The sequence below is a fragment of the Rhodoferax sp. ZS1R25 genome (assembly GCF_056521335.1).
Genome location: NZ_JBWMAZ010000002.1, coordinates 779,141 through 800,391 on the forward strand (window position 1 = coordinate 779,141; position 21,251 = coordinate 800,391).

The 21,251-nt window shown below is 63.7% G+C and carries 20 protein-coding genes; 3 read left to right on the forward strand and 17 right to left on the reverse strand.

All coding sequences use genetic code 11. The features are described from left to right. Positions 1–4: 4 nt before the first annotated feature. The 7 genes from ccoG to AC097R_RS14505 form a co-directional block, all read right to left on the reverse strand. On the reverse strand, positions 5–1,474 hold the full coding sequence (ccoG, locus tag AC097R_RS14475) for a cytochrome c oxidase accessory protein CcoG (RefSeq protein WP_479598837.1): 1,470 nt from the start codon (positions 1,472–1,474) through the stop codon (positions 5–7). Positions 1,475–1,495: 21 nt separating this feature from the next. Further along, positions 1,496–2,407 carry a cytochrome-c oxidase, cbb3-type subunit III gene (gene ccoP / locus AC097R_RS14480; protein ID WP_479598838.1) on the reverse strand — a complete coding sequence of 304 codons (912 nt, stop codon included), beginning with the start codon at positions 2,405–2,407 and terminating at the stop codon, positions 1,496–1,498. A gap of 18 nt (positions 2,408–2,425) precedes the next feature. Further along, on the reverse strand, positions 2,426–2,563 hold the full coding sequence (locus AC097R_RS14485; RefSeq protein WP_479598839.1) for a cbb3-type cytochrome oxidase subunit 3: 138 nt from the start codon (positions 2,561–2,563) through the stop codon (positions 2,426–2,428). A 17-nt stretch (positions 2,564–2,580) separates the two neighbouring features. Next, a complete protein-coding gene (gene ccoO / locus AC097R_RS14490) occupies positions 2,581–3,207 on the reverse strand; it encodes a cytochrome-c oxidase, cbb3-type subunit II (RefSeq protein WP_479598840.1) in 627 nt (208 codons plus the stop codon). A 12-nt stretch (positions 3,208–3,219) separates the two neighbouring features. Then, the gene (gene ccoN, locus AC097R_RS14495; RefSeq protein WP_479598841.1) at positions 3,220–4,656 is read right to left on the reverse strand and encodes a cytochrome-c oxidase, cbb3-type subunit I; all 1,437 of its coding nucleotides are present in this window, start codon (positions 4,654–4,656) and stop codon (positions 3,220–3,222) included. Between the two features lie 99 nt (positions 4,657–4,755). After that, positions 4,756–4,893, reverse strand: coding sequence for a cbb3-type cytochrome oxidase assembly protein CcoS (ccoS, locus tag AC097R_RS14500; RefSeq protein ID WP_094478692.1), 138 nt, complete (start codon positions 4,891–4,893; stop codon positions 4,756–4,758). Continuing rightward, a complete protein-coding gene (locus AC097R_RS14505) occupies positions 4,893–7,229 on the reverse strand; it encodes a heavy metal translocating P-type ATPase (protein ID WP_479598842.1) in 2,337 nt (778 codons plus the stop codon). The genes ccoS and AC097R_RS14505 overlap by 1 nt, the downstream gene beginning before the upstream one ends. A gap of 103 nt (positions 7,230–7,332) precedes the next feature. On the opposite strand from AC097R_RS14505, the gene AC097R_RS14510 reads away from it, so the two are divergent. After that, positions 7,333–7,776 carry a universal stress protein gene (locus tag AC097R_RS14510; RefSeq protein WP_479598843.1) on the forward strand — a complete coding sequence of 148 codons (444 nt, stop codon included), beginning with the start codon at positions 7,333–7,335 and terminating at the stop codon, positions 7,774–7,776. 10 nt (positions 7,777–7,786) lie between these two features. Here the strand turns inward: AC097R_RS14510 and AC097R_RS14515 are convergent, their stop codons facing one another. From AC097R_RS14515 to AC097R_RS14550, 8 genes are all read right to left on the reverse strand, one after another. Continuing rightward, positions 7,787–8,827 carry an HD-GYP domain-containing protein gene (locus tag AC097R_RS14515; RefSeq protein WP_479598844.1) on the reverse strand — a complete coding sequence of 347 codons (1,041 nt, stop codon included), beginning with the start codon at positions 8,825–8,827 and terminating at the stop codon, positions 7,787–7,789. Positions 8,828–8,850: 23 nt separating this feature from the next. Further along, positions 8,851–10,383 (reverse strand): malonate--CoA ligase, encoded by a 1,533-nt coding sequence (locus AC097R_RS14520; protein ID WP_479598845.1) that lies wholly within the window; start codon positions 10,381–10,383, stop codon positions 8,851–8,853. Between the two features lie 38 nt (positions 10,384–10,421). Further along, positions 10,422–11,243 carry an enoyl-CoA hydratase/isomerase family protein gene (locus tag AC097R_RS14525; RefSeq protein WP_479598846.1) on the reverse strand — a complete coding sequence of 274 codons (822 nt, stop codon included), beginning with the start codon at positions 11,241–11,243 and terminating at the stop codon, positions 10,422–10,424. Between the two features lie 16 nt (positions 11,244–11,259). Beyond that, positions 11,260–12,267 carry a Bug family tripartite tricarboxylate transporter substrate binding protein gene (locus tag AC097R_RS14530; RefSeq protein WP_479598847.1) on the reverse strand — a complete coding sequence of 336 codons (1,008 nt, stop codon included), beginning with the start codon at positions 12,265–12,267 and terminating at the stop codon, positions 11,260–11,262. 19 nt (positions 12,268–12,286) lie between these two features. Continuing rightward, positions 12,287–13,801, reverse strand: a complete 1,515-nt coding sequence (locus AC097R_RS14535) for a malonyl-CoA decarboxylase domain-containing protein (RefSeq protein ID WP_479598848.1) — start codon at positions 13,799–13,801, stop codon at positions 12,287–12,289. Continuing rightward, a complete protein-coding gene (locus tag AC097R_RS14540) occupies positions 13,798–14,466 on the reverse strand; it encodes a GntR family transcriptional regulator (protein ID WP_479598849.1) in 669 nt (222 codons plus the stop codon). The genes AC097R_RS14535 and AC097R_RS14540 overlap by 4 nt, the downstream gene beginning before the upstream one ends. Before the next feature lie 106 nt (positions 14,467–14,572). Beyond that, on the reverse strand, positions 14,573–15,385 hold the full coding sequence (gene lgt, locus AC097R_RS14545) for a prolipoprotein diacylglyceryl transferase (protein ID WP_479598850.1): 813 nt from the start codon (positions 15,383–15,385) through the stop codon (positions 14,573–14,575). Continuing rightward, positions 15,369–16,316 (reverse strand): LysR family transcriptional regulator, encoded by a 948-nt coding sequence (locus AC097R_RS14550; protein WP_479598851.1) that lies wholly within the window; start codon positions 16,314–16,316, stop codon positions 15,369–15,371. Before AC097R_RS14550 ends, lgt begins: the two co-directional genes overlap by 17 nt. Positions 16,317–16,431: 115 nt before the next feature. Between AC097R_RS14550 and ilvD the strand changes: the two genes are divergently transcribed. Then, positions 16,432–18,126 carry a dihydroxy-acid dehydratase gene (gene ilvD, locus AC097R_RS14555; protein ID WP_479598852.1) on the forward strand — a complete coding sequence of 565 codons (1,695 nt, stop codon included), beginning with the start codon at positions 16,432–16,434 and terminating at the stop codon, positions 18,124–18,126. Between the two features lie 79 nt (positions 18,127–18,205). Here the strand turns inward: ilvD and AC097R_RS14560 are convergent, their stop codons facing one another. Further along, positions 18,206–18,451, reverse strand: coding sequence for a TIGR04438 family Trp-rich protein (locus AC097R_RS14560; RefSeq protein WP_479598853.1), 246 nt, complete (start codon positions 18,449–18,451; stop codon positions 18,206–18,208). A gap of 96 nt (positions 18,452–18,547) precedes the next feature. On the opposite strand from AC097R_RS14560, the gene AC097R_RS14565 reads away from it, so the two are divergent. Next, positions 18,548–18,862 carry a c-type cytochrome gene (locus AC097R_RS14565; RefSeq protein WP_310345898.1) on the forward strand — a complete coding sequence of 105 codons (315 nt, stop codon included), beginning with the start codon at positions 18,548–18,550 and terminating at the stop codon, positions 18,860–18,862. 79 nt (positions 18,863–18,941) lie between these two features. Here the strand turns inward: AC097R_RS14565 and acs are convergent, their stop codons facing one another. Next, on the reverse strand, positions 18,942–20,939 hold the full coding sequence (acs, locus tag AC097R_RS14570; RefSeq protein ID WP_479598854.1) for an acetate--CoA ligase: 1,998 nt from the start codon (positions 20,937–20,939) through the stop codon (positions 18,942–18,944). Positions 20,940–21,251 lie beyond the last annotated feature (312 nt).

Here is a 21,251-nt window from a genome sequence, read left to right on the forward strand (position 1 = left end):
CTCCTCAACGGGGAACAATGAACACGGATTTTTCGGCAACCTGGGCGCCGCCCTGCTCTGCGGTCACCATGAAATGGATGGGGTGCGAACCCGCCGCAGTGCCCTCGTAGGGCAGCTGCACGCGCACGGCCACCCAGCGCGACTGCGTGGCCTCTATTTCTATGGCAGGCTCGGACGCCACGGCCAGCCCGGGCAAACCCTCCACCGCAATCTGGAAGCGTTGCGGGGTTTCGGTCGCGTTCATCACCTGCAGGCGGAACACGTTTTCAATACGGCCACCCGCGACAATGCGAGCGAGTGCACCGCGGTCGCGCTCCACATCCACCTTGAAGGCGGGCCGCAGGTACAGGCTGACCAGCATGGCCAACACCACCGCGCCCAGAACGCCGGCATAAACCAGCACCCGGGGGCGCAGCACGTGGCGCAGGGTTTGGGCCGGGGTCCACTGCTGGCTCACGGCGTTTTGGGTGGAGTACTTCACCAGCCCACGGGCATAGCCCATCTTGTCCATTACCGTGTCGCACACATCGGCGCAGGCACCGCAGCCTATGCACTCATATTGCAGGCCATCTCGGATATCGATGCCCGTGGGGCACACCTGCACGCACAGGCTGCAGTTCACGCAGGCGCCCAGGTTCAGCGCCGCTGGGTCGGCTTTCCGGGAGCGCGCGCCGCGCGGCTCACCCCACGCCTCGTCGTAGGTGACCACCAGGGTGTCGTTGTCGAACATCGCGCTCTGAAAGCGCGCATAGGGGCACATGTATTTGCAGACTTGCTCCCGCAAAAAGCCTGCATTGCCGTAGGTGGCAAAGCCATAAAACAGCACCCAAAAAATTTCCCAGGGCCCCAGGCCCCAGGCCAGCACTTCACGCGACAGCGTATGGATGGGCGTGAAGTAGCCCACAAAGGTAAACCCCGTCCACAGCGCTACGGCAATCCACAAGCCCTGTTTGGCGGTCTTGCGCACGACCTTGTCAGCCGTCCAGGGGCCTGCATCACGGCGCATGCGGGCTGAGCGGTCGCCTTCGGTCAGTTTCTCCAGCCACAGAAATATTTCGGTATAGACCGTTTGCGGGCAGGCGTAGCCGCACCACAGGCGGCCCGCCACCGCGGTGAACAAAAACAGCCCCAGCGCAGAGATGACCAGCAGACCTGTGAGGTACACAAAGTCTTGCGGGTACAGCACCAGGTTGAAGATGAAGAAGCGCCGCGCGCCCAGGTCAAACAACACCGCCTGGCGCTGGCCCCACTCCAGCCACGGTAGGCCGTAAAACACCAGTTGGGTCAGGAACACACAGGCCCAGCGCCAGCGCGAGAAAAAACCGGTCACGCTGCGCGGGTAGATCTTCTTGTGCGCCTCGTACAGGGCCACCATCTCCGCGTCGGCCCCTTCGGGCGGCGCAATCGGCCCCTTGTCAGGCGACACGGCGATGGGGATCACCTTGTTGTGCGGGGCCTGGGCAGAAGTGGTCAAACGGATTCCTGAAGACAGGCCCTACTTGGCCACCGCACCATTGGACAAGCCCCATACATACGAGGCAAGCACCTGGATTTGCGCGGGCGTGAGCTTGTCCGCCTGGGCCGGCATCTGGTTCATCTTGCCGTTGTTGACCATGGCGATGATGGCGTTCTCGCCGTAGCCATGCAGCCAGATGTCGTCGCTGAGGTTGGGAGCACCCAGGGCCTGGTTGCCCTTGCCGTCCATGCCGTGGCAGGCCGCACACGCCGTGAACTTGGACTTGCCCAGCGCGGCGCGCACCGAGTCGTGCGGGCTGCCGGACAGGCTCAACACATAGTTGGCCACATTCTTCACATCATCGGGTGTGCCCACCGCAGCGGCCATCGGTGGCATTTGGCCCACACGGCCCAGGGTTATGGTTTCCATGATCTTTTCGGGTGTGCCGCCGTGCAGCCAGTCAGCGTCGGTGAGGTTGGGGAATCCCTTGGAGCCGTGCGCATCCGAGCCGTGGCACTGGGAGCAGTTGTTCATGAACAGCCGTTCGCCAATCGCATGGGCTTGGGGGTCTTTGGCAATGTCTTCGGGCTTCATGGCCGCAAACTTGGCGTACAGGGGCGCCACCGCCTCGTTGCCCTTGTCCACCTCGGTCTGGTACTGGCCCGCCTGGGTCCAGCCCAGCTTGCCTGCATAGGTACCCAGGCCCGGGTAGAGCGCCAAGTACACCAAGGCAAACACAATGGTGATGATGAACAGCCACACCCACCAGCGGGGCAGCGGGTTGTTCATCTCGCGCAGGTCACCATCCCACACGTGGCCGGTGGTGTTGTCGTGTGCAGTCATGGCGCGGGCTTTGCCGCTGAACCACAACAGCAATAGGCAGGCCACGATGCCAATCACCGTGATGGCCGCCACATAGACGGACCAGAAGTCGTTGGTAAAGTCACTCATCTTGATTCCTTGTTCGGGTCAGTCCTGCTCGAAAGGCAGGTTGGCAGCTTCGTCAAAGTCCGCGGATCGCTTGCGCGACCAGGCCCACCAGACGATGCCAATGAACACGACAAAACTGACCACCGTGGTCACCGAGCGCAGGGTATTGATATCCATGGTGTGCTCCCGGTGGCTTATTTGAGGGCCAGGCCCAGAACCTGCAGGAAGGCAATGGTCGCTTCCAACTCGGTCTTGCCCTTGACGTCTGCGCTGGCCTTGGCAATCTCTTCGTCCGTATAGGGCACACCCACCTTGCGCAGGGCTGCCATGTGGCTGGGCAGGCTGTCTGCATCGACCAGCGTTTTCTCCAGCCACGGGTAGGCGGGCATGTTGGACTCGGGTACCAGGTCCCGCGGATTGGTCAGGTGGATGCGGTGCCATTCGTCGCTGTACTTGCCGCCCACGCGGGCCAGGTCTGGCCCGGTGCGCTTGCTGCCCCACTGGAAGGGGTGGTCATACACCGACTCGCCCGCCACCGAGTAGTGCCCGTAGCGCAGGGTCTCGGCGCGGAAGGGGCGAATCATCTGCGAGTGGCAGTTGTAGCAGCCTTCACGCGTGTAGATGTCGCGCCCGGCCAGCTGCAGCGCGGTGTAGGGCTTAATGCCCTTGATGGGCTCGGTGGTGGATTTCTGGAAAAACAAGGGCACGATTTCCACCATGCCGCCCACCAGCAGCACCAGCAGGATCAGCACAATCATCAGAAAGTTGTTGGTCTCCACCTTCTCATGCGAGAGACCGGATTGGGGTGTGGGAGTTGTCATGGGATTAGCCTCTCAAGCGTGTGCGACGGCTGCAGGAATGTTGACGGCCACAGCGCGCCCTGCCGTCGCGGTCTTCAGCGTGTTCCACAGCATGATCAGCATGCCGCCCAGGTACAGCAGCCCGCCCAGCAGGCGCAGCACATAGAAGGGATAGGTGGCTTTCACCGATTCCACAAAGGTGTAGGTCAGCGTGCCATCGGGGTTGATCGCGCGCCACATCAGGCCCTGCATCACACCGGCAATCCACATCGCGGCGATGTAAATCACGATGCCGATGGTGGCAGTCCAGAAGTGCAATTCAATCGCCTTGACGCTGTACATCTGCTTCTGGCCGAACAGGCGCGGAATCAGGTAGTACATGGAACCCATGGTCACCAGGCCCACCCAACCCAGGGCGCCCGAGTGCACGTGGCCGATGGTCCAGTCGGTGTAGTGACTCAGCGCGTTTACGGTCTTGATGGACATCATCGGGCCCTCGAACGTGGACATGCCGTAGAAGGACAGGGACACGATCAGGAAACGCAGGATGGGGTCGTCCCGCAGCTTGTGCCAGGCACCGCTGAGCGTCATGATGCCGTTGATCATGCCGCCCCAACTGGGCGCCAGCAGGATCAGCGAGAACACCATGCCCACCGACTGGGTCCAGTCCGGCAGCGCTGTGTAGTGCAGGTGGTGGGGGCCCGCCCACATGTAGGTGAAGATCAGTGCCCAGAAGTGGACGATGGACAGGCGGTAGCTGTACACCGGGCGCTCGGCCTGCTTGGGGATGAAGTAATACATCATGCCCAGGAAGCCTGCGGTCAGGAAGAAGCCCACCGCGTTGTGGCCGTACCACCACTGCACCATGGCGTCCTGCACACCGGCATAGGCCGAGTAGCTCTTCATCCAGCCCGCGGGAATAGCCGCACTGTTCACCAGATGCAGGATGGCCACCGCCAGAATGAAGGCACCAAAGAACCAGTTGGCCACGTAGATGTGCTTGACCTTGCGCGTGCCGATGGTGCCAAAGAACACCACCGCAAACGACACCCAGACCAGGGTGATCAAGATGTCAATCGGCCATTCCAACTCTGCATATTCTTTGCCTTGGGTGTAGCCTAGCGGTAGGGAGATGGCAGCCGCCACAATGACCAGCTGCCACCCCCAAAACGTGAAGGCCGCCAGCTTGTCGCCAAACAGCCGGACCTGGCAAGTGCGCTGCGCCACGTAGTAGGCCGAGGCAAATAGGCCGCAACCACCGAAGGCAAAAATGACCGCGTTGGTGTGCAGGGGGCGCAGGCGCCCATACGACAGCCAGGGAATGCCGAAGTTGAGTTCGGGCCAGGCCAGTTGGGCGGCGATGATCACCCCCACCAGCATGCCGACCACGCCCCAGACCACCGTCATGATGGCGAATTGGCGCACAACGGTGTCGTTGTACACGGTCGCCTGTTGATTTGGAAATGCCATTGGTACCTCTACTTGGATAACTGCTAAGCGAGTGTCAGCCCCGGCGACGCTGCCAGGGTTGACCCATATCAACTGCGGGCCAGAAAACCCGCGACCGGTTCAGGGGTCGCGCAGGATGCGCTCGCCCTCGGACTCGATGTCCTCGAACTGCCCCCGGTCGATGGCCCACCACAACCCTCCCAGGATGAAGAAGACCAGCACCACAGACAAAGGAATCAGCAAATACAGAATGTCCATCAAGCCCCCTGCGGTGTGACGGGTGCCAGTGTTGCACCGCCTTTGCTTAGGCGCAAGGCATTCAGCACCACCACCAATGAACTGCTGGCCATGCCCAGGCCCGCCAGCCAGGCCGGCAACCAACCCAGCACGGCCAGAGGGACACAGGCCGCGTTGTAAAGCAAGGCCCACCAGAGGTTCTGCCGCACCACCTGCATGGTCCTGCGGGCCAACTGCACCGCCAGCACCACCTGCTGCAGGCTGCCGCCCAGCAGCACAAAATCAGAATGCGCCTGGGCCAACGGCACGGCATTGCCAAACGCAAACGAAACATGGGCCCCCGCCAGCACCGGACCGTCATTGAGCCCATCGCCCACCATGGCCACTGTGTGGCCGGCGCGCTGCAGCTGCTGCAGATAGGCCAGCTTGTCCGCTGGCGAGCAGGCGCCCTGCGCTTGCGTGATACCCAGCCGGGACGCCACTTGGGCAACCGACTCTGCCCGGTCGCCCGACAACAGGTGCACCGCCACGCCCTGCGCACGCAGTGTTTGCACCACGGCCGCAGCCTCGGCACGCAAGACCTCGTCCAACCCAAAGGTGGCGATCCAGCCCTGGGCGTCGCTCAGGTGCACTTGCAAGCCGCAGAGGCCCGGCGCCGGGCTGCCCACCTCGCAGAATGCGGCCGCACCCAAGCGCAGAAGGCCACCCGGCCCCTGTGCCGCAGCCTCCACCGTCCCGCGGGTCACAACGCCCTGCACGCCCTGCCCTGCAAATTCCTCTGCGGCGGCGCAGGCCCACTGGTCCACCAGCCCCGCCTCCCGCGCCGCCGCAACCAGCGCCCGCGATGCCGGATGCAAGGAATGCTGCGCCACCGCACAGGCCATGGCCAAGGCGGCGTTGGGCGACACGCCAGCGCGGGTGTGCACAGCCTGCAGGCCCATAGCGTCACGTGTCAGGGTGCCGGTCTTGTCAAAAACCACGGTGTCCACACCGGCCAAGGCTTCCAGCGCCTGGAGCCTGCGCACCAGCAGCCCGGCCTTGGCCAGGCGGCCTGCGGCTGCGAGCATGGCGGCCGGGGTGGCCAGCGACAGCGCGCACGGACACGTCACCACCAGCACCGCCACCGCCACCATGAGGGCGTGGCCGGGGTCGCGCCCCCACCACCAGGCACAGGCCAGGGCCGCCGCCAGCAGCACCGCCACCAAAAAAGGCTTGGCCAAGCGGTCGGCCAGCAGCGCGCCCCGGGGTTTGGTGGTGGAAGCGCTGTCCATCAGCGCCACGATATGCGCAAACCGCGTTGCCTCCCCCACCTGCTGCACGCGCACCAGCACCGTGGCATGCACGTTGTGGCTGCCCGCCACGACGCTGGCGCCTACCCCCCGCGGCAAGGCGCGCGACTCCCCCGACAGCAGCGCCTCGTCCACCAGCGTGTGGCCGTGCTCCACCACACCATCGGCGGCAAAGGCCTGGCCGGCCTGCACGCGGATCAAATCGCCCACCTGCAGGCGGCGTACTGCCACGGGTACAAAGCTGCCATCTGCTGCCTGGCGCTCCACGCTGTCGGGCAGGCGATTCATCAGCGCCTCCAGCGCCCCCGCCGTGCGGTCGCGCAGGCGCAGCTCCAGCCAGCGGCCGGTCAGCAGGAAGAACACGAACATGGTGAGGGAGTCAAAGTAGACCTCGCGGCCAAACAGGCCTTGCGGGTCAAAGGTGCCGGCAGTGCTCACTCCAAAGGTGATGGCCATGCCCAAGGCCACCGGCAGGTCCATGCTGATGCGGGCATGCGCAATGTCTTGCAAGGCGCTCTTGAAAAACGGGCCGCAGGAAAACAGAACCACGGGCAGCGTCAGCACCCACGAGGCCCAGCGCAGCAGCTGCTCCATCTCGGCGGTCAGATCACCGGGCTGGGCCACGTAGGCCGGCCACGCGTACATCATCACCTGCATCATGCACAGGCCCGCCACCAGCCAGCGCCATAGCGCCTGGCGGGCGGCCACGCGGCGGCGTTCACTGGCAAACACATCGTTGGCAGGCAGCGCGCGGTACCCCACGCGCTGCACCGCCTGCATCCAGCGGGAGGGTTGCACGGCAGACGCCAACCACACCACGCGTGCACGCTGGCTGGCGGCGCTAACCTGCGCACTGAGCACGCCGGGCACCCGACGCAGGGCGTCTTCCACCGTGAGGGAGCAGGCCGCGCAGTGCATGCCTTCGATCACCACGCTGGACTCCCACTGGTCGGGCGCCTGGGGGGTGGAGCGGCTGAACGCACTCCACTCCTGCGGGTCGTCCAGCAGGGCCAATACCGCGGGGGTGTGCGGCACATGTGCGGGGCTGGACAGGGCTGCGACGTTCATGGATGAAGTGTGCGGGGTTACATGTGTAAAAAGCTTGATACAGATCAAGCAGCCATGCGGAAACCAGCGTAACCTGAAAGCCTCTCACCCACAAGGAGCCAGCATGTACCAACGCATCCTCGTCGCTACCGATGGCACGCCTCTGTCTGACAAGGCCGTCAACAGTGCCATCGAACTGGCCGCCTTGTGCGGTGCAGAAGTGGTCGCACTGCAGGTGGTGCACCGATATCCGCAAGCCTATTTTGATGGCGGTATTGCACTCGAATCTGAAGACGTGCAGCGCGTAGAGAAAAGCTGGGCCGACGCCGCGCAGGTGGTGGTGGATGCCGTGCAGGAAAAAGCCCTGGCCAAGGGTGTCAAAGCCCAGGCCCTGGTGGTGCGGGCCGAAGTCGTGTCAGACGCGCTGCTGGCCGCGGCCAAACAGCAGCACTGCGACCTGATCGTGATGGCGTCGCATGGGCGGCGTGGCTTGCAACGCCTGCTGCTGGGCAGCGAGACCCAGCACGTGCTCACGCACAGCCACATTCCCGTGCTGGTGCTGCGCTAAGCACAGGCGCTCAGGCGTCTTGCTGGTAGCGCTCGCGCACGGCCATCACATCTTCCCAGGCGGTCAGAAAACTCTGCACGCACTGCGGGTCGAAATGCGTGCCCGAACCGGCGGTGAGAAAGTCCACCGCCTCTTCCAGCGTCCAGGCCCGTTTGTAGGGGCGCTCAGAGGTCAGCGCATCGAACACATCGGCCACAGCCACGATGCGGCTGAACAGCGGAATGGCCTCGCCACGCAGGCCCTGCGGGTAACCGCTGCCATCAAACTTCTCGTGGTGGCCCAGCGCAATCTCGGCCCCGGCCTGCAGCACCTTGGAGGCACTGCCGTGCAGCAGCTCGTAGCCATAGCGGGCGTGCTGCTTCATCACCGAAAATTCGGCATCATTCAGGCGCGCAGGCTTGAGCAAAATATTGTCGGCAATGCCCACCTTGCCCAGGTCGTGCATGGGTGCGGCCTGCAATAACAACTCCTGGTCCGCATCGGACAGGCCCAGCCCGCGGGCAATGAGCTTGGAGTAGTGCGCCATGCGCGAGATGTGGGCGCCCGTTTCGGGGTCCCGAAACTCGGCGGCGCGGGACAGGCGGATCACCGTATCACGCTCACGCGCCAGAATCTCGGCTGTGGCCTTTTGCACCTCTTCGGCCAACCAGCTGGCGCGGTCGGCCAGCTTGTTGCGGGCGTCGCTCAGGATCAGCATGTTTTTGGCCCGGGCCAGAAATTCCACCTTGTCCACTGGCTTGCTCAAGAAGTCATTCGCGCCCGAGTCCAGCGCGCGGTAGCGCACCGGTTTCTGGTCGTTGGCGGTGACCATCATGATGGGCACGATGTCGCGCCCCGGCAGCTCGCGGAACAGGCGGATAAAGGCCAGGCCGTCCAAGCCCTCCATCTGGTAGTCCACGATCACCAGGTCCACCGACGTGCGGGCGGACCAGGCCAACGCTTCTTGCGGGCTGGAAAAAGGCACCGCAACGCAGCCATCGAGTTTTTCTACCAACGTACTGAACAAATGGAGGTTGGCGTCGTTGTCATCAACGATAAGTACATGCTGCATGGGGTCAAGTATGCCCGCACCCCTCAGGCAGTGCGGTATTGCTCACGCAGCAGGTTCTTTTGCACCTTGCCCATGGCATTGCGCGGCAGCTCGGCCACCACCACGCAGCGCTTGGGCACCTTGAAGTTGGCCAGCATGGATTTCAGCGTGGCGACCACCTGCCCAGGGTCCACCGTGGCGCCTGCCTGCGGCACGACCAGGGCCACACCCACCTCGCCAAAGTCGGCATCGGGCACCCCCACCACGGCGCTCTCGGCCACGCCGGGCAGGTTGTTGATGTAGCCCTCGATCTCGGCGGGGTAGACGTTGTAGCCGCCGCTGATGATCAGGTCCTTGCTGCGACCCACGATGGTCACGTAGCCCTGGGCGTCCACGCGGCCGACGTCGCCCGTCTTGAAGAAGCCGTCGGCCGTGAACTCTTGCGCGGTTTTTTCGGGCATCTGCCAGTAACCCTGAAACACATTGGGCCCCCGCACCTCGATGCCCCCGGTTTCGCCCTGGGACAGGTCTTTGCCGGCCTCGTCGCGCACGCGCAGTTGCACGCCGGGCAGCGGCTTGCCCACGCTGCCGACCACGCGCTCCCCATCCGCAACGCGGCCAGGGTTGGAAGTCAGCATCACGGTCTCAGACATGCCGTAGCGCTCCAGAATGGTGTGGCCCGTGCGGGCCTGCCACTGGTGGTGGGTGTCCACCAACATGGGCGCCGAACCGGAAACAAACAGCCGCATGTTCTTCGTCACCTGCGGCGTGAGCCCGGCCTCAGCCAGCAAGCGCACATAGAGCGTGGGCACGCCCATGAACACGGTGGCGCGCGGGAAGTGCTGCAGCACCACCTTGGGGTCGAACTTGGCGCACCACACCATCTTGCTGCCATTGATCAGCGCGCCGTGGATGGCCACAAACAAGCCGTGCACATGGAAGATGGGCAGTGCATGGATCAGCACGTCACCAGGCTTCCAGTCCCAGTAGGTCTGCAGCACGCGCGCATTGCTCAGCAGGTTGCCGTGGCTCAGCATGGCGCCTTTGCTACGGCCCGTGGTGCCACTGGTGTAGATGATGGCGGCCAGGTCATTGGCATCGCGGTGCGCGATGGTGTGGGTGGTGGGGAACTGCGATGCGCGGTCCAGGAGCGAACCAGTGCGGTCATCGTTCAGCGTGAACACATGGCGGGTGCCGGCCAGAAAGGCCATCTTGCTGATCCAGCCAAAGTTGCGCCCGCTGCAGACTACGACCGCAGGCTTGGCGTCTTCGATGAAGTAGGCCATCTCGGCACTTTGGTAGGCGGTATTGAGCGGCAGGTAGACCAGGCCAGCGCGCAGCGTGGCGAGATACAGCACCAGCGCCTCCACCGACTTTTCCACCTGCACGGCAATGCGCGCGCCCTTGGGCAGCTCCAGAAACTCCAGCAGATTGGCCACCATGGCGGTGGCTGCGTCCAGGTCGCGCCAGCTGTACTGCAGGTCGGCATCGGTCTCGACAGCGCAGGCACTTGGGTCGTGCGGAAAGGCGGCGCGCAGCGCGGCAAACAGGTTGGCGTTCTCGGGTTGGGTGGCCATGGTCGGGTCTCAGGTATCTGGTTGAAAACTGCGGCTGGCTAAAACTGCGGCTGGCGCTTGGCCAGAAAGGCCGCAATGCCCTCGCGGTGCTCGGCACTGTCGGCATAGGCGTAGGCGGCAGCCGTGCGGACTGCTATCAAATCAGGAGCTTCTGGCGCAATATCCACGGGGGCTAGAAGCCTATTTTGTGCCTGAAGCGCCCGCAAGGTCTGTTTGTTCATGCGCGCCGCCTGTGGGGCCAGGCTGGCCACGCGCTGCGCCAGCGCCTGGCTGTGTATGGCGACGTCGGCGTCGTTTTGCACCTGCAGCAGGAAGCCGCGCGCCAGCATGGCGGGGGCATCAAACACCTCGGCTGCCAGCAGCATCGCACGGGCCACAGTGTTGCCCGCGGCCTGGGCCACCAGGGCCGCCTCACGCGGGGCCATGGGAAAACCCAGCCGCGCAATCGGTGCGCCAAAGCGGGCCGACTGGCCTGCCACACGCAGGTCGCAGCAGCTGGCAATCTCCACGCCCGCCCCCATGCAGTTGCCCTCAATCTGCGCGACGATGGGCACATCGCAGTCCAGCATGGCCTGCAGGCCCCCCCAAACCTCGTCCTCGTGGAACTGGCGCAGATCCGCTTCGTTGAAGCGAAAGCTGGGGTACTCGGCAATATCACCACCCGCGCAGAAGTGGCCGCCCTCCCCGCGCAGCAGCACGCAGCGGGCTTCTGGGTCGGACTGGAGGGTGGTGAACACCGCTTGGAGTTCGCGCCACATGGCGCGTGACATGGCGTTGAACTTGCCGGGGTGCGACAGCGTGACCGTCACGATCCCCCGCTCTTCGTCCGCGCCCTGCGCTACCTGGATGCTGCCCGCCATGCCTGCCTTTGTTCTGTCAGTCCAGCTTGGCGCCAGACGCTTTCACCACGGCAGCCCAGCGTTTCACCTCAGCTGCCACAAACGCGCCAAATTGCGCAGGCGTGAGTTTGCCAAACTCGGCGCCGTTGTTGGCCCAGCTGGTTTTGATTTCATCCGCTTGGGACAGGCGAGTCACCTCTTCCACAATGCGCGCCTGCACATCGGCCGGCGTGCCCTTGGGCGCCCACAGGCCGTACCAGGTGGTCACGGTGTAGTCCGGCAGGCCCAGCTCGGCCGCGCAAGGCACATCGGGGAAAGCCGGGTTGCGCTTGTTGCCCGACACCATGAGCGCCTTGATGCGACCGCCCTTGATGTGACCGGCCGAGGAGCCCAGGCCGTCAAACATCATGTCCACACTACCGGCCATCAGGTCTTGCAACGCAGGGCCTGCGCCGCGGTAGGGAATGTGGGTGATGAAGGTATTGGTCTGCTGCTTGAACAGTTCGCCCGCCAGGTGGTGCGAGGTGCCGCCGCCGGCCGAGCCGTAGTTCATCTTGCCGGGGTTGGCCTTCACCTGGGCCAGGAAGGCCTTGAAGTCGCCGGGCACGTTTTTCGGGTTCACCACCAATACCTGGGGCACGTTGGCCACCAGCGCCAGGGGGATGAAGTCTTTCTGGATGTCGTAGTCCAGCTTGGGGTACATGCTGGGGGCGATGGCGTGGTGCACAGCGCCCATGAACAGCGTGTAACCGTCGGGCGCCGCTTTGGCCGCAATGCTGGCGCCCAGCGTGCCGCCGGCGCCGCCCCGGTTGTCAATCACCAGCTGGGTGCCGGTGAGCTTGGCGAACTGCGCGGACAGGGGGCGCGCAAACGCATCGGTGCCACCCCCTGCCGGAAACGGCACGATCAGCGTCACGGGCTTGGCGGGCCAACGCGCGGCTTGGGCCAGGGCGGTGAGCGGTGCGGCCGCCCAGGCCAGGCCGGCAGCGGCTGCTGTTCGCAGCCAGTGGCGGCGGGCGGTCAATGGGGTATGGGGTTGTGTCATGGAGGTCTCCTGAGAATTGTTATTGGAAAGTCAACTCGCTGATGGCAGACGCCACCGGAATCTTGCCCTGGGCCAGCATCTCGCGGTGCTTGTCCAGGCGTTTGAGGTCGTACAGGTAATTGACCATGAGCCCGTACGACTGCTTCAGCCCCTTGGGGGACGGATCGCTGGCCCAGTTCAGCCGCTCCACGCGGGCGCCGTTGCCCAGGTGAAAACGCGCCACACCGTCCAGCGGCTTGCCCTGTGTGGTTTCGTGCCCCAGGTACTGCGCGGCACAGCGCAACAGCATGTGGCGCATGGCGGACGAAGGTTTGAGCGAGAGCGCGGTCTCGGCTGCGGCCAAAAAATGCGTAGCGGAGACCGGCTCAAACCCCACGGCCCGGCCCAACTCGTCCCGCGCATTCGTATCCAACCGCTCGATCAAGCTGGCCGCGTTCTTGCCGAGCCATTGGCGAAAACCCGGAATGGGCGAGAGCGTGGCAAAGGTCTTGAGCTTGGGGAATTCGGCCTTCAGCGTTTCCACCACGCGCTTGATCAACGAGTCGCCAAAGCTCACACCGCGCAGGCCATCCTGTGTGGTGCTGATGGAATAGAAAATCGCGGTGGTGGCGGCGTTCAGGTCGGCCGCATCGGCCGATTCGTCCAACAACGGCGTGATGCTGTCGGCCAGCGCATCCACCAGCGCCACCTCCACAAAAATCAGCGGCTCGTCGGGCAGGCGGGGGTGGAAGAAGCCATAGCAACGCCGGTCGGAATCGAGCCGGTTTTTCACATCGGCCCAGCTCTTGATGTCGTGCACGGCCTCGTACTTGATGAGCTTTTCCACCAGTGAGGCGGGTGAGTCCCAGCTGATGCGGCGCAGGTCCAGAAAGCCCACGTCAAACCAGGTGGAGAACATGTACTCCATCTCCACATCCAGCGCCTGCAGGCGCTTGTCGCCCTTCAGGCTGGGCTGCATCTCGGCGCGCAGGTTCACCAGAAAGCGGATGCCCTGCGCATCGACGCTGAAGCGCTGCAACAGGCGGCGGCGCGGCGACACGGTGGCGCGGCGGTAGTGCACCTCGGCGGCGGCCTCGTCGGGCGTGCCCACGGCGGCGGCAAAGGTGGCTTGCGCGGCTTTCACCTTCTGCGCGTCGGCCACAAACATCTCGCTCATCAGCAGCCACATGTCGCGCCGGCGTGGCAGCGTGGCGCCGGCGTACCAGGCGGCCAGCGCCGTGGCGCGGCGCCCGCCTTCCACTTCGCTCACCCGGTCGTCGATCACGGCCTGCAGCTCATGCAGCGTGCGGCGCAGCATGCGCGGCGACAGGGCTTCGTCCCCATGGCGCAGCGTGGCGTGCAGGCGCTCGCGCGTGGAGCGCGCCGAGCCCGAGGCCTTGGTACCGGCCGCCGAGCCTGCCGGTGGTGGCGTGACAGGCGCTACGGTTTTAGGAGCTGCTGGCGCAGATTCTATGAGGGCTAGCGCCTCTTTTGGCTTGGAACTCTTGGGCAAGAGCCGCGCCACGTTGCGGTTGATCCACGAATCCTGGTTCATGCGAGCAACCTGCTTTTTTGGGTACGGGCCAACTCGCGCAGCGCCTCGCGCTGGCGCAGCAAATGGGTGCGCATGGCGGCGTCAGCCGCCTCGCCATCACGCGCCTTGATGGCGGCAAACACCGCCAGATGTTCACTCAGGCTTTGCTCCAGCCGCCCCGGCGCATGCAGCTGCTGCAGGCGTGCCAGCTTCAAAATCTTGCGCAGGTCGGCAATGCTTTGCGCCAGCCAACGGTTGTTGGCCAGGGTGATGATGGCTTCGTGGATGGTGAAGTTGGCCGCGTAGTAGTCGGTGATGCGTTTGGCCGCGGCGTGCTGCTGCAAGCTGGTGTGCAGGGTTTCCAGCGCGGCAATGTCGGCGTCTGTCGCATTGCGCGTGGCTTCCAGCGCGCAGCGGCCTTCCAGCAGCGCTATCACAGGGAAAATCTCATCCAGGTCTTGCTCCGTCACCTGGCTCACAAAGCTGCCGCGCCGCGGCTCATGCCGCACCAGACCCTCGGCCGCCAGCACCTTGAGCGCCTCGCGCAGCGGGGTGCGCGAGATGGCTAGGTCCGCACACAGTGCTACTTCGTCAATAAAGCTGCCCGGCGCCAGCACGCCATCGAAGATCCGCGCCCGCAGCCCGTCGGCGACTTCATCGTGCAGAGAGTTGTGGATCAGGCGCATGGGGTGGGCAATAAGATGACCATAATTTTCTGTAATTACCGATAATTACATACCTATGGCCTGCGCCGGTCAAGCCTTACCAGCCGGTGTTTACCCTCAATGGGGATCAGGATTGCACGCTGCGCCCGCCGGCCCAGCGCCACAGCAAGGCGCCGCCCACGACCATGGGCACGCACAGCCACTGGCCCATGCTCATGCCCAGGCTCAGCAGGCCCAGGTGGGCATCGGGCTCGCGGAAGAATTCGGCGATGAAGCGGAACACGCCGTAGCCGAACAAGAACGCCGCCGCCACCTGTCCTTGCTTGCGCGGCGTGCTGGCGTACCACCACAGCAGCACAAACAGCAGCAGCCCTTCCATGAGGAATTGGTAGACCTGCGAGGGGTGGCGTGGCAAATCACCCGCGCCGCGGAACACCATGCCCCAGGGCAAATCCGGGTCGCTCAGGCGGCCCCAGAGCTCGCCGTTGATGAAGTTGCCTACCCGGCCCGCCGCCAGGCCAGTAGGCACACAGGGAGCCACAAAGTCGGCCACCTGCCAGAACGGCTTGGCGCGCGAACGCGCAAACCAGGCCATGGAGGCAATCACACCCAGCATGCCGCCATGGAAGCTCATGCCGCCCTGCCAGACATAGAAGATTTCCAGCGGGTGGGTGGCGTAGAACACCGGTTTGTAGAACAGGCAGTAGCCAAGGCGCCCGCCCAGTACCACACCCACGACGCCGAGGAAGAGGATGTCTTCCACGTCCTTGAACGTCCAGGCCTGCGGGCCGGTCAGCGCATTGAACGGGGCGTGGCGCAGCCGACGGCTTCCCAGAAACATGAAGAGCGCAAAGGCCGCCAGGTAGGTCAGGCCATACCAGTGCACGGCCAGAGGACCCACTTGCAGGGCGACGGGGTTAATTTCAGGATGGATCAGCATGGGCCGCATTGTGCCCGCTGGATGCATGGGCGATCGCGTGAAAGGCCATGAAACGTTCCAGAGCCGGGCTGCTGCGCTGCCAGACCAGGCTGGTCTCGCAACCCGGCACTGTGCCCTGCACATGGCGGTAGACCACACCGGGCCGCTGGAACTGCTGCACGCTGGCCGGCACCCAGGCCACGCCCAGCCCGGCCGACACCAGATTCACAATGGTCTGCATCTGGATCGCCTCTTGGGCCACTACCGGCAGCTTGCCCGCGTCGTGGTACATGCCAAAGATGGCGTCGAACAGCGAGGGCACGATGCGCCGCGGAAACGTCACCAGCGGCTGCCCCCACACATCCTGCAGGCGCAGCGTCTTGCGCTGGGCCATGGGGTGCTGCTCTGGCATGGCCAGCACCAGTGGCTCTTGCGCCACGGTCAGGCGCTGCAGGCCTTCGGTGGCGAAACCACTGGCATGCAGCACAAAACCCGCGTCCACTTCGTCGGACTTCAGCAATTGCAACTGCACATCGCCCGTGGCTTCCACCAAATCGAGCTGCACGCCAGGAAACTCCTGGCGAAACGCCATCACCCACTGCGGCAGCAGTGAGAAGCCGACCGTGGACACAAACGCCAACCGCAGACGCCCCGACTCGCCCACCGCCAGCGCGCGCGCCTGCACCACTAGGCCCTGGGCGCGCTGCAGCAGTTCCTGCGCCTGCGGCAGCAGCGCCAGGCCTTGCGGCGTGAGCTGCACGCTGCGCTTGGTGCGCGCAAACAGCGGCAGGCCCAGGCTGCGCTCCAGCTGGGCAATCGCCTGGGTGAGCGGCGGCTGCGTCATGTGCAGCCGCAGCGCGGCTCGTCCAAAGTGCAGCTCTTCGGCCACAGTGACAAACTGGCGCCACAGGCGCAGTTCGATCCAGGGGGCAGATACAGGGGTTGTACTCATATGTAAAACATATTAATACACCTTGAATAATGGATTGGAAAGAATCAGTGACAACCGCGATACTCCGTCAGTCCTGAATTACCCCTGCCCCATTGGCAACCCCGAGAGAGACACCATGACCACCAAACCCATCGTCCTGAACCCCCGCAGCCAAAACATCACCCAGGGCAAGAGCCGCGCGCCTAACCGCTCCATGTACTACGCCATGGGTTACGAAGAAGGCGATTTCAAGAAACCCATGGTCGGCGTGGCCAACGGCTACAGCACCATCACCCCGTGCAACAGCGGCCTGCAGAAGCTGGCCGATGCGGCGATAGCCGGTATTGAAGAAGCCGGTGGCAACGCGCAGGTGTTTGGCACACCCACCATTTCCGACGGCATGGCCATGGGTACCGAGGGCATGAAGTATTCGCTGGTCAGCCGTGAAGTCATCAGCGATTGCATCGAGACCTGCGTGCAAGGCCAATGGATGGACGGCGTCGTCGTCGTCGGTGGCTGCGACAAGAACATGCCCGGCGGCCTGATGGGCATGCTGCGCGCCAATGTGCCCGCCATCTATGTCTACGGCGGTACCATCTTGCCCGGCACCTACAAAGGCAAAGACCTGAACATCGTCAGCGTGTTTGAAGCGGTGGGCGAAAACGCCGCGGGCCGCATGAGCGACGAAGACCTGCTGCAAATCGAACGCCGCGCCATCCCCGGAACCGGCTCCTGCGGCGGTATGTACACCGCGAACACCATGTCGTCGGCGTTTGAAGCCTTGGGCATTTCGCTGATTTATTCCAGCACCATGGCCAACCCGCACGACGAGAAAATGAACTCGGCCAAAGAGTCGGCCAAGGTGCTGATCGAGGCGATCAAGAAGGACCTCAAGCCGCGCGACATCGTGACGCGCAAGTCGATTGAAAACGCCGTTGCCGTGATCATGGCCACCGGCGGCTCCACCAACGCCGTGTTGCACTTCCTGGCGATCGCCCATGCAGCGGGTGTGGAATGGACGATTGACGACTTCGAGCGTGTGCGCGTCAAGACGCCCGTGCTGTGCGACCTGAAACCCTCCGGCAAATACCTGGCGGTGGACCTGCACCGCGCCGGTGGCATTCCGCAAGTGATGAAGACCCTGCTGGTCGCCGGCCTGCTGCATGGCGACTGCATCACCATCACCGGCCAGACCGTGGCCGATGTGCTGAAGGACATTCCCGATGTGCCACGCGCGGACCAGGATGTGATCCGCCCCATCACCAACCCCATGTACGCCCAAGGCCACCTGGCCATCCTGAAGGGCAACCTGAGCCCTGAGGGCGCCGTTGCCAAGATCACTGGCTTGAAGAACCCCGTGATGACCGGCCCCGCTCGCGTGTTTGAGGATGAACAGTCCGCGCTCAAGGCCATCCTGGACAACAAGATTGTTCCGGGCGATGTGATGGTGCTGCGCTACCTGGGCCCCAAGGGCGGCCCCGGCATGCCCGAAATGCTGGCGCCCACGGGAGCGCTGATCGGCCAGGGCCTGGGCGAAAGCGTGGGCCTGATCACCGATGGCCGCTTCTCCGGCGGGACGTGGGGCATGGTGGTGGGCCACGTGGCACCCGAGGCCGCAGCCGGTGGCGTGATTGCGCTGGTGGAAGAAGGGGACTCCATCACCATCGACTCCCGCCAGTTGATTCTGGAACTGAATGTGCCCGAGGCCGAGATTGCCAAGCGCCGTGCCGCGTGGAAGGCCCCCACGCCGCGCTACACGCGTGGTGTGCAGGCCAAGTTTGCGTTCAATGCATCGTCGGCCAGCAATGGTGCGGTGTTGGACAACTACTAAACCAATACCAAACCTCAGCCCACACTAGGGGGCTGTGCCTACAAACGCCGTTCAACAGCGCAGGCTGTTGGCGGCTTTTTTAACGGCGTTTTTTGCTGCCCAAGGTGCCGATGGCCTGGCGGTTTTTGTCGATGCGGGCCTGCTTGCGGGCGTTTTCACGCTCCACGGCTTTGCGCTTGGTGTAACCCGTGCTGTCCGCCCACCACCACCAGAGCATTGCCAAACCAAAGGGCGTCAGCACCATCCACCACGCCCAGGTGGCCACGGGTCCGATCTCCATGTATTTCATGACCAACAACAACAAACCAATACCCAGGAAATACATTGCCTTCTCCTACTCTGTGTGGCCTTGAGAAAAACGGGGTCAACCCGCGTCACTACAATGGCGTTGAGTGACTGTAAACCAACCGACGAGGCCCTGATGAAAAAAACCCTGATCACCCTTGCGCTGAGTGCCACGGCTGTGCTGTCGGCAACACCCGCATTTGCCGACCTAGCGCTGGCCACCTCCAAGAACTGCCTGGCATGCCACGCCGTGGACAAGAAGCTGGTGGGTCCCGCCTACAAAGACGTAGCTGCCAAATACAAAGGCGACAAAACGGCTGCCGACAAACTGGCAACCAAGATCATCAAGGGCGGCAGCGGTGTTTGGGGCGCTGTGCCCATGCCCGCCAACTCGCAAGTCAACGAAGCCGAGTCCAAGAAACTCGCAGCCTGGATCTTGAGCCTCAAGTAAGCGCTCAATACAAAAAAGCCCGCTGCACCATCAGTGCAGCGGGCTTTTTCATGCCTGGCTCGCGCCCAGCGTCAGTCGCTCAATAGGCTTGGCCCAGCTGGTCCAGAATGGCGGGGTTTTCCAGTGTGCTGGTGTCTTGCGTGACGGCTTCGCCCTTGGCCAGTGAGCGCAACAGGCGGCGCATGATCTTGCCGGAACGCGTCTTGGGCAGGTTCTCGCCAAAACGGATGTCCTTGGGCTTGGCAATCGGGCCGATTTCCTTGGCCACCCAGTCGCGCAACTCCTTGGCAATGGCCTTGGCTTCATCGCCCTTGGGCATGGGGCGCTTGAGCACGACAAAGGCGCAGATCGCCTCGCCGGTCAGATCGTCCGGACGCCCCACCACAGCGGCTTCGGCCACCAGGTCGGTCTTGGACACCAGAGCCGATTCGATTTCCATCGTGCCCATGCGGTGGCCGGACACATTGAGCACGTCGTCAATACGGCCGGTGATGCGGAAATAGCCGCGGTCGGCGCTGCGCACCGCACCGTCACCGGCCAGGTACAGCGTACCGCCCATCTCTTCGGGGAAGTAGGCTTTCTTGAAGCGCTCGGGGTCGTTCCAGATCGTGCGGATCATCGACGGCCAAGGGCGCTTGACGACCAGGATGCCACCGGTGCCATTGGGAATGTCTTTGCCCACCTCGTCCACGATGGCGGCCATGATGCCGGGCAACGGCAGTGTGCAGCTACCGGGTACCAGCGGTGTGGCGCCGGGCAGCGGCGTCATCATGTGGCCGCCGGTTTCGGTTTGCCAGAAGGTGTCGACGATGGGGCAGTTCTCGTGGCCCACGTTTTTGTAGTACCACATCCAGGCTTCGGGGTTGATGGGCTCACCCACCGAACCGAGGATGCGCAGGCTGGAGAGGTCCGAACGATCCGGGTGCACGGCCGCATCGCTTTCCGCGGCTTTGATCAAGGAGCGGATGGCGGTGGGCGCGGTGTAGAAGATAGAGCACTTGTGGCGCTCGATCATCTGCCAGAAGCGGCCCGCATTCGGGAAGGTGGGGATGCCTTCAAAAATGATCTGCGTGGCACCTGCGGCCAGCGGGCCATAGGCCACATAGGTGTGTCCGGTGATCCAGCCGATGTCGGCGGTGCACCAGAACACATCTTCCGGCTTCAGGTCAAACGTCCAGTCCATGGTCAGCTTGGCCCACAGCAAGTAACCGCCAGTGGAGTGCTGCACGCCTTTGGGCTTGCCGGTGGAGCCGGAGGTGTAGAGGATGAACAGCGGATGCTCGGCGCCCACAGGCACCGGTGCACAGTCGGTGCTCTTGCCGGCCAGGGCTTCGGCGAAAGTCTTGTCACGGCCTGCCACCATATTGCAGGCGGTCTGGGTGCGTTGGTAGACGTAAACGGTTTTGATCGACTCGCAGCCCCCCATGGCCAAGCCTTCATCCACGATGGCTTTGAGCGGCAGCTCTTTGCCACCACGCATCTGGTAGTTGCTGGTGATCACGGCCACGGCGCCTGCGTCGATGATGCGTTCTTGCAAAGCCTTGGCCGAGAAGCCGCCAAACACCACGCTGTGGGTGGCGCCAATGCGGGCGCAGGCCTGCATGGCGATCACGCCTTCGAGCGTCATGGGCATGTAGACCAGCACGCGGTCGCCCTTCTTCACGCCATCGGCCTTGAGCGCGTTGGCAAACTGGCTCACGCGGGCCAGCAACTCTTTGTAGGTGGTTTTGGTCACCGTTCCATCGTCTGCTTCAAAGATCACGGCCACCTTGTTTTCGGTAGGCGTGCCGATGTGCTTGTCCAGGCAGTTGGCGGAGGCGTTGAGTTCGCCGTCGTCAAACCATTGGTAAAACGGTGCGTTGGATTCGTCCAGCGTGCGGGTAAAGGGTTTGTTCCAGACCACGTTCTCACGCGCCAGGCGGGCCCAGAAACCCTCGAAGTCTTTCTCGGCTTCGGCGCACAGGGCGTTGTAGCCCTCCATGCCGGAGACGCGCGCAGCCTTCACCATGGCTTCGCTAGGGGGGAACACGCGGTTTTCAACCAGCAGGGATTCCATAGCCGATGTCGATGTACTCATATTCTTGTCTCCTGGGACGAATCAAAACTGCCCGGACTGTGGTGGTTTGCACTTACAAGCCACTGACTTGCTGCAGGCTTACGAATTTACGCCAAAAACTGGCTCGGTTGGCGCTGGGCGGCGTGCCTTGGGGCCGGTGGCCTCATCAGTCCGCTGCGCGGCCAGCAAATCGGCTACCGACCCCAAGGCACACCGCCCCGAGCATGAGTGCCAGCAGGTTTTAAGACTTGTTTGCGAGCATCTTCTCAACTCGCCGGGGTGGGGCGTGCCCCAGAGCCGATTTGCTGGCCGCGCAGCGGACTGATGAGGCCC